Here is a 13,326-nt window from a genome sequence, read left to right as displayed (position 1 = left end):
CCCTCAGGGTGCAAGCACCCCGGGTTCGCTCGACTTGCATGTATTAGGCACGCCGCCAGCGTTCGTCCTGAGCCAGGATCAAACTCTCCATCATATGGTTCCGCTCGCACACGGGGGTGTGCTCGCGCTGGCTTCTTTCTTGCTTCGCTTTGCTTTCATTCAGTTTTCAAAGGGCAATTGTTGATGGCGCCACTTCCTTGCGGCGACTCTTATAATACTATCATTTCCGTTTAGCCTCGTCAACAACTTTTTTAAATAAATTATTTAGACAAGGCAACAACGCCAACGACAAATAAGAATATACCATCTGAGTCACGCGATGACAAGTATAAATTTAAAAGAAAAAAAATCCACTGTATTGGTCAAGCTTACAACCAATACAGTGATTCATATTTATTGTTCATGATCCTTCGTCTTCATCTGTGGAAACAAGAGGACATCCCGGATGGAGGAGGCATTTGTAAGCAGCATGACAAGCCGATCAATCCCTATTCCCAACCCGCCTGTTGGCGGCATTCCATATTCAAGAGATTCCAAGAAATCTTCATCCATCATTTGCGCTTCATCGTCTCCGCGCTCACGTGCTTTTACCTGTTCTTCAAATCTTGCGCGTTGATCAATAGGATCGTTTAGCTCCGTAAATGCATTGGCATGTTCCCGACCGACGATGAATAATTCAAATCGATCGGTGAATCTTGGATCCTCTGCATTTTGACGGGCTAACGGAGAAATGGCGAGTGGATGCCCATAGACAAACGTGGGTTGAATGAGTTTTTCTTCTACCAATTGTTCAAAAAACTCATTAACAATGTGACCAAATGTCATATGATCATCCACTTGTACGTTATGAGATTCGGCAAGTTGGTGCGCTTCCTCATCACTCAACTCTGCCCAGAAATTGACACCTGTCTCTTCTTTTATCAGATCCACCATATGAACACGACGCCACGAAGGAGAAAGGTCAATAATCTCATCGCCATACTTCACTTGCATTTGTCCATAAACATCTTGAGTGATATGCGCGATCAGATTTTCCGTTAATGTCATGATATCCTGATAATCGGCATAGGCTTCATACAATTCGATCATCGTAAATTCAGGGTTGTGTCGCGTTGATACCCCTTCATTCCGAAACACACGGCCAACCTCATATACTTTTTCGAACCCACCTACAATTAAGCGTTTCAGATGCAGTTCAATCGCGATTCGCATGTATAATTCCATATCTAATGCATTATGGTGTGTTACGAATGGGCGTGCGGAAGCTCCGCCAGGAATTTGATGCATCATCGGTGTTTCTACCTCAAGGAAACCTTGGGCATCCAAATATCTGCGCATCGATTGTAGGATTTGACTTCGTTTAATAAATGTTTCCTGAACATCCGGGTTTACAATAAGATCAAGATAACGCTGTCGGTAACGCTGTTCAATATCCTTTAAACCATGATGTTTGTCCGGAAGCGGACGAAGAGATTTCGTCAGCAGTTGAAAGTCATGAGCCTTCACAGAAAGTTCCCCGACCTTTGTTTTAAAGGCAACACCGTGTATGGCCACAATATCTCCAATGTCACTCGTTTGAAATCGTTCATACTGTTCTTCACCGACGGCGTCTTTGCGAACGTATAACTGGATTTGTCCGCTGAGGTCTTGGATATGGGCAAAGCCAGCCTTTCCTTTTCCCCGCTTGGTCATCAATCGGCCTGCAACAGCAACGGTATCCTGACCCTCACGTTCTTGTAACTCTTCTTTGGTATATTCTTCAAATGATTCGTGCATAGCCCTTGCTGTATGGGTACGGTCAAAACGCATGCCAAAAGGGTTATATCCCTGTTCCTGAAGCTGCTCTAGTTTTTCAAGACGCACGAGCATTTGGTCGCTTTGTTGGCCTTCTTGCGTCATATCATCATCTCCTATCTTATCATCAAAAAACTGCCAGCTAGGGCACTGGCAGTATGTTCATTTCCCGAAGTGTGGAGTACAGAGTTCACCGCCATTTTTACGATTAGGAGCCCACAGCGGCCTCTTCGTTCAATCCTTCTACAAAACGATACATGGTGTTGGCTACATCATCTCTACGTTCCAGCTGGTTAATTTCACCACGTACTTTTCCACTGCCGCGCAATCCTTTTAAATACCAGCTTGCGTGTTTCCTCATCTCTTGAACCGCAACTTTTTCACCTTTTAAATCAATCAGGCGGTCCATATGAAGCATACATACATCTATTTTTTCCTTTGGAGTTGGTTCGTCTGGCAAAGTACCATCTTCCAGGTATTTCACCGTACGATACAGCATCCAAGGATTCCCAAGCGCGGCGCGTCCAATCATCACACCGTCAACACCAGTAGTATCAAGCATACGCTTGGCGTCTTGAGGGGTATTGACATCTCCGTTTCCAATTACAGGAATATTTACTGTTTCCTTTACCTGGCGAAGGAGGTCCCAGTCTGCCAATCCTTCATACATTTGATAACGAGTTCGACCATGTACGGAGACCGCTTTACCGCCAGCTGCTTCAACAGCTTGCGCATTTTCAAGCACATACACATGATCGTCATCCCAGCCTGTACGCATTTTAACGGTCACCGGTTTTTGTACATTACGGGCAACAACAGCTACCATTTCATAGATCTTATCAGGGTCAAGCAACCAACGTGCACCAGCATCACATTTGGTCACTTTCGGAACTGGACAGCCCATATTTATATCAATGATATCGGCATTGGTCTGTTCGTCCACGACTTGAGCAGCACCGAGGAGTGAATCTTTGTCACCACCGAAAATCTGTAAACTGAGCGGCTTTTCCCTTTCATCGACGTACAGCATTCTTAATGATTTTTCATTTTTATGCAAGATAGCCTTATCGCTGATCATTTCTGCACATACAAGTCCGGAGCCAAACTCCTTTGCAATTAGACGAAAGGCCGGGTTGCATACACCAGCCATGGGTGCCAGCACCACAGGGTTTTTCATTTTAATATTTTCGATTTGTAACATCATTCTCACCGCACTTCATTTTCATTATGATCTTTGCCTAGCAATTCTTCAGTCGTAATACCCAAAAGGGCGCATGCCTGTTCTAAAAATTCATCTTCCGCTCGTCTCGTTCCACGTTCAATTTCACCGATGACAGAAACGGACATATGCATCTGATTGGCAAAACTTTGCTGAGTGTGCCCTTTCAACTTTCGAAAAGCCCGAAGTCTTCCTCCTGCCCTTGTCGTTTCCATAGAAGAACTCCCTTTCTTAATCTTTCCGGTAGCGATGTCAATATATGCTCAATCGTTTTATGTGAAGTTGGCATTTTTACATACGGAGCGATTTCTGCCAAGGGAACGAGCACAAAGGATCGTTCGTGCATGCGCGGATGAGGGATGCTCAACTCATTCTTCTCAATATTTTCATCGTTAAATAAGAGAATGTCAAGGTCAATCGTCCTTGGCCCATACCGTTCAACTCGGACACGGTCAAGCTGCTCTTCAATATCCTGCAGTTTCTTTAACAAACTCTCAGCACATTCATCTGTTTCAATTGCGACCACCATATTTAGAAAGGAGGGTTGGTTCTCAAGACCAACCGGTTCGGTTTCATAGATCGAAGAAACCGCGGAAATCCGAATCGATTCTCGTTGGCTTATACTTTGCAAAGCTTTATGCAAATAGGTGGAGCGACCACCGATGTTCGATCCGAGTGCAATATAAGCGGTATTCATCATCGACTCCTCTCGATTTCAATAGCTACGTGATCATAATGACCTGGGATTGGTGGATCCGGTTTAATGACTTTCACCGTAACCCCTTCAACAATAGCAAATGTATCAAGAATTTCAGTTGCAACGTGTTCTGCAATGGCCTCAACTAAATTGTACGTATGCCCTTCTATTACACATTTTGTAGACTCATAGATTTCTGCATAATCTACACTCTGCTCAATATCATCATTTGCTGCTGCGCCCTTTAAATCAGCTTTCAATATCAAATCTACAACGAAGCGTTGGCCCAGCCTGTTTTCTTCCGGAAAAACGCCATGATAGGCGTAAAAACTCATCCCTTGAGCAAAGATTTTATCCAACTGGACTCACCTTCCTTTTCCCTAACATCGCATCCATCATCTGCACGGTGCGAGTGATTTCCTTCACGTCATGAACACGTACAATATGGCAGCCGCGTTCAATCCCCAGGCTAACAGTTGCTCCCGTTCCTTCAAGCCGTTCATTTTCAGGGAGGCCTAAGGTTTCCTTAATAATTGACTTCCTTGAGGTTCCTAATAATACAGGATAACCCAATGCCACAATTTTATCTAATTGCCGCATCACTTCCAGATTATCTTTATAAGATTTCCCAAAGCCTATACCAGGATCAACAATAATCTTGTTTTGGTTGACACCCGCGCGAGTACATATATCAATACTCTCCTGTAGATCAGCGATTATTTCACCCATCAAATCATGATAAGAAGCCGAATGGCGATTATGAGTAACGATGATCGGCGCTTGAGATTTAGCAGCTACGAATGCCATTTGCTCGTCATATTTAGCGCCCCAAACATCATTAATAATATCGGCACCAGCTTCAATCGCCTGTCGAGCCACCTCAGCTTTATACGTATCGACGGATATAGGGATATGGACGTTTTTCGAAACGGCTTCGATCACGGGCAAAACTCGGGAGAGTTCGTCCTCCAGTGATACAGGTACCGAACCCGGACGCGTTGACTCGCCGCCAATGTCAATGATATCCGCTCCCTCATCCACCATTTCTTTCGCTCTCTCAACAGCCTTTTCGACATTGTTAAAACGACCGCCATCCGAAAATGAATCAGGTGTAACATTGAGTACGCCCATAACCATCGTTTTTTCCGAAAAATCCAGTGTCCATTTTTCGCCTGATATAAGATTATTAACCATGGACGTTCTTCCTTTCTATCGATTGATACTGTAAATATATTCAAAATTTATTGGTTTAACGTTTATACTAAACCCACAACATCAGTAGAATGAGTATTTAACCACTTGGCGAGCATCGTTTTCCCTTCTGCAGTCATGATGGATTCTGGATGGAACTGGACACCTTCTGTCGCGTGATCCTTATGCCGAAAACCCATTAGCTCTCCTTCTTCCGTCCAGGAAGTGACCTCCAGGCAATCCGGGAGCGTCGCACGATCGACAGTCAAAGAGTGATATCTCATAATTTCTGTCTCTTGCGGGACTCCAGCATATATTGTTTGATTATCATGGAGGAGAAAAGATGTCTTTCCGTGCATTAAACGTGAAGCTCGAATGACCTTTCCACCAAACACCTGACCAATGGCCTGATGTCCTAAACAAACGCCAAGCACAGGAATTTGCCCGCTAAAAAATTTAATAGCATCCATGGTAATTCCGGCTTGATCGGGATCACAAGGGCCTGGAGAAATGACCAAGCGGTCGGGTTTAAGGTCAGCAATTTCTTGCACCGAAATCTCATCATTACGTCTAACCACACATTCTTCTCCCAACTCACCAAAATATTGGACAAGATTATACGTAAATGAATCATAATTGTCGATCATAAATAACATAAATGCTCCTCCTCAGCTCTTCTTAGCTCTGCTCATATCACACTTTAGTTTATCATTTGACAATACCCAAGAAAAGTACTAGGGGGTAATTGAATAAAAAAAGACAAAACAAGAATTAACCTGTTTTGTCCAAGCACATGATCCGAAAAAGAATAATTTATTCATCATCATCAAATTGATACAACGGTGTACTCAAATAACGTTCACCATTTGAAGGGATCACAACAACAACTTTCTTGCCTTGTCCTAATTTCTTCGCTTCTTCTAAACCAGCATAAATCGCTGCTCCAGAAGAAATGCCGCCAAGGATACCTTCCTCGCGCGCTGCACGACGGGCATATTCAAATGATTGTTCAGTCGTTGCAGTTGTAATCTCATCATATACATCTGTATTTAAAATTTCAGGAACAAAACCAGCACCGATTCCCTGAATTTTATGTGGTCCTTTCTGGCCGCCTGACAATACAGGAGCGTCTGCAGGTTCCACAGCCACGATTTTCACGTTCGGGAAGTTCTCTTTTAGAAGGCCACCTGCGCCTGTAATCGTACCGCCTGTACCTATACCAGCTACAAATGCATCAATTTGTCCATCCACTTGCTCTAGCAGTTCTCTTCCAGTCGTTTCACGGTGAACATCAACATTTGCCTGGTTTTCGAATTGCTGGGGCATGAAGTAACCTTTTTCTTCTGCCAATTCATTCGCTTTGCTAATCGCTCCACCCATTCCTTGCGCTCCAGGCGTAAGAACCAACTCTGCACCATATGCTTTTAACAAATTCCGGCGCTCTTGACTCATCGTATCAGGCATGACAAGGAGTGAACGATAGCCTTTTGCGGCTGCCACCATGGCAAGACCAATACCGGTATTTCCGCTTGTAGGCTCTATGATTGTATCCCCCGAGGTTAGTTTTCCTTCTTTCTCTGCCCGTTCAATCATCGCAAGACCAATACGATCCTTGACCGAGCTCCCTGGGTTTGAAAATTCAAGCTTCAAATAGACATCTGCATCATTTTCTCCAGTTAGACGATTTAACTTTACGAGGGGTGTGTCTCCGATTAGCTCAGTAATTGAATTTACAACTTTACTCATGTACGTGCCCTCCCATTGTAATCCCTAGTATTTTTATTGGTATTATATTCAATCTTACTCGAATCGTGTGCATCTGTCAACATTATTGTTGACCTCTAAGGAATCCAAGCACTTACCCCTTTCTTTCTTCTTGTGCCAGCGCTTCCTCTTTTACATGCTGCAAATCTTCAATACTAAAATCATATTGTGCATTACAAAAATGACATTGAGTTTCAGCTCCACCATCTTCGGTAATCATTGACTGGATTTCTTCACTTCCCAACCCAATCATTGATCTTCCAATACGGTCTTTTGAACAAGGGCAATGAAATTGAACAGGATGGTTTTCTAGAAGTTGATAATCGCCGCCTGTAATCGTCTCAATGATCCCTTCAGGGCTATAACCTCTTTCAATTAGTTTCGATATCGGAGGGGTAGCTTCGATCTGCTTTTCCATGAGATCTACAATATCTTCATCAGCATCTGGGAGGACTTGAATGATAAATCCGCCTGCGGCTAAAACAGAGTTATCAGTGTCAACAAGAACACCGAGCCCAACAGACGACGGAATTTGTTCTGAGGTTGCGAAGTAGTAGGTAAAGTCTTCTCCCAATTCACCTGAAACAATAGGAGAGTGACTTGTAAACTGCTCATTCATCCCTAGGTCTCTGGCCACGCCAATATATCCATCCGTTCCCACGGCACGAGCAACATCAAGCTTTCCTGCGCGATTTAATTCAAAATGAACTTGGGGGTTATAGACATACCCTCTTGTATTTCCAGCAGAATCGCTATCAACAATAATTGGACCAAGCGGCCCGTTTCCTTCTACTTTTACAGTCAGTTTATCTTCACCTTTCATCATCGCGCCCATCATCGTCCCAACGGTCATCGCTCGTCCAAGCGCTGCAGTAGCCGTAGGATATGCTTGATGCCTTTTGACTGCTTCATTAACCATATCAGTGGTCGTCGTTGCATAAACCCTTACTTGTTGCTTAAAGGCCGTTGCTTTTACTAGATAATCAGACAAATTCAAACCGCTCCTTTAAGTGTATGTGCAAAAAAGATGACAAAATGATCCAAGTCATACGAAAAGACGCAGCTTCGTGCACCGAAGTACAAACCTGTTGCTACATACAAAGAAAAGTGATTTTCTTTTTCGAGATTGTTCCCATGCTTTTGAACATCCTTTTATATACCGTTACATCTCTTCTTTAATCAACATTGTGGTTCTTATCATAAATTAACTTTAACCCTTTCAATGTCAGGAAAGGATCAACAGCATCAATAGACTCCGCTGATTGGCCAATCAGACGTGATAACCCCCCCGTTGCAATTACGGTTGGAGTTTGTTCTGCTTCACGTTTCATTCGATTGACGATTCCATCAACCTGGCCGACATAGCCATAGTAGATTCCAGATTGCATGGCATGAGTGGTATTTTTACCGACCACTGATTGGGGTGCATCTATTTCAATATGGGGGAGCTTTGATGCATGTGCGTATAAGGCATCCGTTGAAATGGAAACCCCTGGAGCAATGGCTCCTCCAACATAATTTCCCCGGCGATCAATAAAACAGAACGTGGTTGCTGTACCAAAATCGACGATGACAAGCGGAGCTCCATATTCCTCGATAGCAGCTACAGCATTAACAATACGGTCCGCACCAACATCCCGCGGATTATCATAAAGAATATTCAACCCTGTTTTGATTCCAGGGCCAACAACCATGGGTGTTTGCTTAAAATACTTCCGGGACATATGTTCAAGCGCAAACATCAAGGATGGAACAACTGAAGAAACGATCACACCCTCTATTTCATCCATAGAGACGTTTTCATTTCCAAGCAACGTGTGCATAAGGACACCGTATTCATCCTCTGTTCTTTCTTGAGCCGTCGATACCCTCCAATGGTGTAGGAGGTGCTGATCATTGTATACCCCAAAAACAATATGGGTATTCCCGACATCTATAACCAGAATCATGAGATAATTACCCCTTTACCTAGAATACCTGCTCTCCCAATAATTGTGTGTATAGAAGGACAAAAGAGCCGAGACGTTCAAGGAGAAGCCCCGGACTTTTGAACAACCTCTAATCGTGAAGAAGGGATGCCCTGTGGGGCATCCCTTACTCTACACCACGATGTAGTGCTTTATTGTCTACGATCATCATTAGGCGTGTTGTCCTCTTTGTTATCTGTTTCATTTCCCTCTGCATCTTCATCGCGAGTTTCATTTTCTTCACCGGATTTCGAAGCATTATCTTCTTCTTGGGAACCAATGTTTACTCGGACGTTCTCATCATCCACAGGATCTGCATTCCCAGAATTTTCAAGGGCATCTGCCTGTGCCAAATTCGAGTGATGACTTTCCGGCAATTTGCCATCTTCGATTAGAGAATAAATTTGTTCTGCATCCAATGTCTCTAATTCCAATAGGTTTTTGGCCACAAGTTCTAACTTGTCTTTATGCTCCGTTAAAATTTGTCGGCATCGTTCATAGCTATCTTTAATGATGCCTTGTACTTCTTTATCAATTTCGTGTGCAATTGCATCGGAATAGTTTTGTTCATTTTGAATATCTCGCCCGAGGAATACTTGACCTCCCCCGGAAGAACCGAATTGCAATGGCCCTAATTTCTCGCTCATACCGTATTCCATCACCATTTTACGTGCGATAGCTGTGGCACGTTGGAAATCATTATGAGCCCCCGTGCTCGCTTCTCCAAAGATAACATCTTCAGCTACACGACCGCCTAGAAGGCCAACGATTTTATCCAGTAACTCCGGTTTCGTCATAAAGTAACGATCTTCTTTTGGAAGCATCATCGCATATCCACCGGCTTGTCCCCGTGGAACAATCGTTACCTTATGCACCGCATCAGCATTTTCCAGTTTTACCCCAACGACGGTATGACCCGCTTCGTGGTAAGCCACAATGTCCTTCTCTTTCTCAGAGATCACTCGTGTCTTCTTCGCTGGACCAGCGATCACACGGTCAATGGCTTCTTCAATATGAACCATTTTGATCTTCGTGCTATTGGCTCTTGCAGCCACAAGTGCGGCTTCATTAAGGAGATTTTCAAGGTCAGCTCCTGCAAAGCCAGGCGTTCGTTGTGCGACCACATCGATTTGCACATCATCATCCAACGGCTTATCACGCTGATGGACCTTCAACACTTGCTCTCGTCCTTTGACATCCGGTAAACCGACCGTAATCTGACGGTCAAAACGACCTGGTCGTAATAAAGCGGGGTCAAGGACATCTGAACGGTTCGTTGCGGCAATGATAATAATGCCTTCATTTCCTTCAAAACCATCCATTTCTACAAGTAATTGGTTAAGGGTTTGTTCACGTTCATCGTGGCCACCACCGACACCAGCGCCACGTTGCCGGCCCACAGCATCAAGCTCATCGATGAAAATGATACAAGGTGCATTACTCTTCGCATTGTTAAACAAGTCACGTACTCTTGATGCACCGACACCGACGAACATTTCAACGAAATCAGAACCGCTAATCGAAAAGAAAGGCACACCGGCTTCTCCAGCAACAGCACGACCCAGTAACGTCTTACCTGTACCTGGAGGTCCAACAAGAAGGACACCCTTTGGAATTCTTGCTCCGATGTTGGCAAATTTGCGAGGATCCTTCAAGAAATCAACAACCTCAACAAGTTCTTGTTTCTCCTCTTCAGCCCCTGCTACATCTTTAAAACGGGCTTTCTTCTGATCGTCCTGATGCATTTTGGCTTTACTCTTACCGAAATTCATCATTCGATTCCCGCCGCCTTGCATTTGGCTAAGCAAGAAGAAGAAAAGAATGAAGATAATGATGAACGGAATGATCGCAATCATAAGTTGGACCCAACCGCCAGGCTCTTCTTCAGGCACTGTATCGCTAACTGCCATTGAATCGTTGGTTTGCATCGCTTCGATCAATAACGATGTGATTTGTGGTGATTCCAAAACATATGCTGAAAATTCATTGGATTCCTCTTCTCCTCCATTTACCAGTTCACCTTCAATAAAATAAACACCCATTTCAGGTTGAACGGTCATCGAGGCAATATCATCTTGTTCAAGCGCTTGTAAGAATTCTTCAGTTGTCAGCATTTCATCTTCAACTGGTTCATCAGTAAAAAGTTGAACAATCCCGATAAGTACTAGAAGAATCACTAGCCAAAAAATAGTATATCTCACTGTTCGGTTCATTCCTAACCTCCTCCCGCAGGTGACACAACAAAGCTAATATTATCATACTTCATTTTACAGTCCAATCATGAGCTTCGATAAACTTCCGGCTTTAAAATACCGATGTAAGGGAGGTTGCGGTATCGTTCTGCATAGTCAAGGCCATAACCAACTACAAATTCGTCCGGCACTGTAAAACCGACAATATCTGGAACAATATCAACATTTCGCCCTTCAGGTTTATCTAACAAGGTAACGATCTTCACTGAATTCGCTTTTCGGTGATGAAACAAGTTTACAAGGTAGTGCAAAGTTAAGCCACTATCAATGATGTCTTCAATGATTAAAATATCTCTTCCTTCTACTGATGCATCTAGGTCCTTTACAATCTTAACTTCTCCAGAAGAAACCATTTTATTTCCATAGCTTGAAACATCCATAAAATCAATTTCAAGGTGGGCATCAATCGCACGGCTCAAATCTGCCATAAATGGCATGGCCCCTTTTAACACACCGATCAAAAGAGGGAAACGATCCTCATACTGATCTTTAATCTGTTCACCAATCTCTTGGGTTTTTTTCTGAATAGCTTCTTCGCTTATCAATACTTTTTCAATTTCCTCTCTCATTCTGCTTTTGCACCCTCGTTTCCGCATTATCGATCATAAAACTTCATTTTACATTTCGGGCGTACCATCATTTTTAAATAATTCAATGACCAGGTAATTGCTATCTTTAGCTTTCTGGTTTGCACCCTCATTTTTTTTAAGTAAAGGAACCCAAAGAATGTTACCTAACGCATCCGTAATCACCGGCCAATGCTCTCGCTGCCGGCGCGGAACTTTAGCATCAATCATGATCTGCTTCAACTTTTGTGTTCCACTTAAGCCAAGGGGCCGCATGATGTCTCCCGGTTTACGCGTACGGACATAGATAGGCAATGAAAGTTGAGACATCGGGCAACAATAGACAGTAGGTTCTCGATCAGAAAGAGAAGTATGTCCCTCTGCAAAAGATAGGGTCCCAATTGCAGATTCCAACTTTACCGGAAATTCACGTAATTCTTGTGGTGATTCAATCCCACCTTTATGTTTTTTCGCTGACAAACACAGCTCTTCGTAATTTCGAAGCGCAGACACCCCATCAGGTAATGAGAGTTCAGCCGAAGGGTGTTTGGCTGTGATCAACTCCAGACAATCCTCAATATGTACGCGAGAAAACTGCGCATTTTTTTGGTGGTACAGATAGTTCAATAGTAAGTGAATTACTCGCCGTTGTAAAGAAAAAGGGTGATGACGAAACCTTGTCAAGTCTAATGTTACCTCGTCTGTTTGTACTGCAGCCGCTTCTTTTACGATTTTTTCGGCTTGTTGACGAAGAAAAAGGGCATCTTCCCTAAGATCTTCAGCAAGCATTTGAAACTGTGTATGTACCTCTTTATTTTCACTTTTTAAGGTTGGCAACAACTTCTTACGAATACGATTCCGCGTATAATCATTGCTTTCATTGCTCGTATCTTCACACCAGGGGACCTCATTGCGCCGTGAATAATCAATAATATCCTTCTTAGTGACTGGTAGAAAGGGACGAATGATCCTCTTATCCGTTCCAAACAAACGATTGGCGGCTATGCCCATCTCCCCGCCATAATAATTAAAGCCTCTCATTTGTTTCATCAACATGGTTTCTACTTGATCATCCCCATGATGGGCAGTCGCTAAACGATCGATCTCATCTGTTTTCATGATTTGGGAAAAAAATTCATACCTTTTCTCCCGGGAGACCTGCTGAATCGAGGTGTTATGTTCTTTTTTCACTCCCAAGTTTTTATAAAAAAAAGGGATATCTCGATCGGCACAGAATTGTTGGACAACAGCCTTTTCCTTCCAAGCCTCCTCCCGCAAGCCATGATTGCAATGCACAGCGTTAACTGTAATTTCAAAAACATCCTTTTGGGAATGTAGATAATGGAGTAATGCCATGGAATCTACACCCCCGGACACGGCGACGAGTACAGACGAACCCTTTGGGAACATTTGATGGCGAGCCAAAAACTCAGCGATTTTTTGTTTCATATCTTTGACCAGCCCCCCTCCCAATAGAAAAAATCGACAGAGCGAATACGATTCCACTGGCAATTGCACCTGCATGCAGAAGCGTTTCCGCCCCTTGCGTTAGCCCTTCTATGTAATTTTCGTCTACAAATGCAAGCATCGTTTCATATGCTTTCCCACCGGGCACAAGCGGGATAATCCCCGGGATCGTAAAAGTCGTTACAGGGACGCGATGGCGCCTCGCCAGCCAATAACTAACGAGTGAAGCTGCGAACGAGGCAAGGGCCGTTGCAGGTACAAGGGAAACATCGATCTTTGGAAGCGAACTGTATATCATCCACGCTAAGATGCCGATGCATCCAATCCTCCAAAGAAGACGGTAGGGGGTGTTAAAAATAATTGCAAATGCAACCGTCGCCATAAAACAAATCAATATTTCCCACATCTT

The 13,326-nt window shown here is 43.6% G+C and carries 14 protein-coding genes and 1 rRNA gene; all 15 read right to left on the bottom strand.

Features of this window, described 5'->3' with window-relative positions; translation table 11 throughout:
• A 16S ribosomal RNA gene (locus tag HNR44_RS17440) occupies positions 1 to 94 on the bottom strand; the annotation flags it as partial.
• A 299-nt stretch (positions 95 to 393) separates the two neighbouring features.
• Positions 394 to 1,899, bottom strand: coding sequence for a lysine--tRNA ligase (lysS, locus tag HNR44_RS17435; protein ID WP_184405942.1), 1,506 nt, complete (start codon positions 1,897 to 1,899; stop codon positions 394 to 396).
• 103 nt (positions 1,900 to 2,002) lie between these two features.
• Entirely contained in the window at positions 2,003 to 2,995 is a 993-nt protein-coding gene (gene dusB / locus HNR44_RS17430; RefSeq protein WP_184405972.1) for a tRNA dihydrouridine synthase DusB, read from the bottom strand.
• Positions 2,996 to 3,000: 5 nt separating this feature from the next.
• Positions 3,001 to 3,228 carry a helix-turn-helix domain-containing protein gene (locus HNR44_RS17425; RefSeq protein WP_184405939.1) on the bottom strand — a complete coding sequence of 76 codons (228 nt, stop codon included), beginning with the start codon at positions 3,226 to 3,228 and terminating at the stop codon, positions 3,001 to 3,003.
• The gene (gene folK / locus HNR44_RS17420) at positions 3,180 to 3,713 is read right to left on the bottom strand and encodes a 2-amino-4-hydroxy-6-hydroxymethyldihydropteridine diphosphokinase (protein ID WP_184405936.1); all 534 of its coding nucleotides are present in this window, start codon (positions 3,711 to 3,713) and stop codon (positions 3,180 to 3,182) included. The genes HNR44_RS17425 and folK overlap by 49 nt, the downstream gene beginning before the upstream one ends.
• Entirely contained in the window at positions 3,710 to 4,069 is a 360-nt protein-coding gene (gene folB / locus HNR44_RS17415; protein WP_184405934.1) for a dihydroneopterin aldolase, read from the bottom strand. The genes folK and folB overlap by 4 nt, the downstream gene beginning before the upstream one ends.
• A complete protein-coding gene (gene folP / locus HNR44_RS17410) occupies positions 4,062 to 4,904 on the bottom strand; it encodes a dihydropteroate synthase (RefSeq protein ID WP_184405932.1) in 843 nt (280 codons plus the stop codon). The genes folB and folP overlap by 8 nt, the downstream gene beginning before the upstream one ends.
• Positions 4,905 to 4,966: 62 nt before the next feature.
• Positions 4,967 to 5,557 (bottom strand): anthranilate synthase component II, encoded by a 591-nt coding sequence (locus HNR44_RS17405; protein ID WP_184405930.1) that lies wholly within the window; start codon positions 5,555 to 5,557, stop codon positions 4,967 to 4,969.
• 157 nt (positions 5,558 to 5,714) lie between these two features.
• Positions 5,715 to 6,647, bottom strand: a complete 933-nt coding sequence (cysK, locus tag HNR44_RS17400) for a cysteine synthase A (protein ID WP_184405927.1) — start codon at positions 6,645 to 6,647, stop codon at positions 5,715 to 5,717.
• 112 nt (positions 6,648 to 6,759) lie between these two features.
• On the bottom strand, positions 6,760 to 7,656 hold the full coding sequence (gene hslO, locus HNR44_RS17395) for an Hsp33 family molecular chaperone HslO (RefSeq protein WP_184405925.1): 897 nt from the start codon (positions 7,654 to 7,656) through the stop codon (positions 6,760 to 6,762).
• A 184-nt stretch (positions 7,657 to 7,840) separates the two neighbouring features.
• On the bottom strand, positions 7,841 to 8,614 hold the full coding sequence (locus HNR44_RS17390; RefSeq protein WP_184405923.1) for a type III pantothenate kinase: 774 nt from the start codon (positions 8,612 to 8,614) through the stop codon (positions 7,841 to 7,843).
• A gap of 170 nt (positions 8,615 to 8,784) precedes the next feature.
• A complete protein-coding gene (ftsH, locus tag HNR44_RS17385; RefSeq protein WP_184405921.1) occupies positions 8,785 to 10,845 on the bottom strand; it encodes an ATP-dependent zinc metalloprotease FtsH in 2,061 nt (686 codons plus the stop codon).
• Between the two features lie 65 nt (positions 10,846 to 10,910).
• On the bottom strand, positions 10,911 to 11,453 hold the full coding sequence (hpt, locus tag HNR44_RS17380) for a hypoxanthine phosphoribosyltransferase (protein WP_184405918.1): 543 nt from the start codon (positions 11,451 to 11,453) through the stop codon (positions 10,911 to 10,913).
• 48 nt (positions 11,454 to 11,501) lie between these two features.
• Positions 11,502 to 12,899 carry a tRNA lysidine(34) synthetase TilS gene (gene tilS / locus HNR44_RS17375; protein WP_184405916.1) on the bottom strand — a complete coding sequence of 466 codons (1,398 nt, stop codon included), beginning with the start codon at positions 12,897 to 12,899 and terminating at the stop codon, positions 11,502 to 11,504.
• On the bottom strand, positions 12,880 to 13,323 hold the full coding sequence (locus HNR44_RS17370) for a threonine/serine exporter family protein (protein ID WP_184405913.1): 444 nt from the start codon (positions 13,321 to 13,323) through the stop codon (positions 12,880 to 12,882). The genes tilS and HNR44_RS17370 overlap by 20 nt, the downstream gene beginning before the upstream one ends.
• Positions 13,324 to 13,326 lie beyond the last annotated feature (3 nt).

This window comes from Geomicrobium halophilum (assembly GCF_014207655.1).
Taxonomy (GTDB): Bacteria; Bacillota; Bacilli; order Bacillales; family Marinococcaceae; genus Geomicrobium; species Geomicrobium halophilum.
This window is presented reverse-complemented; position numbering and strand designations above follow the sequence as displayed.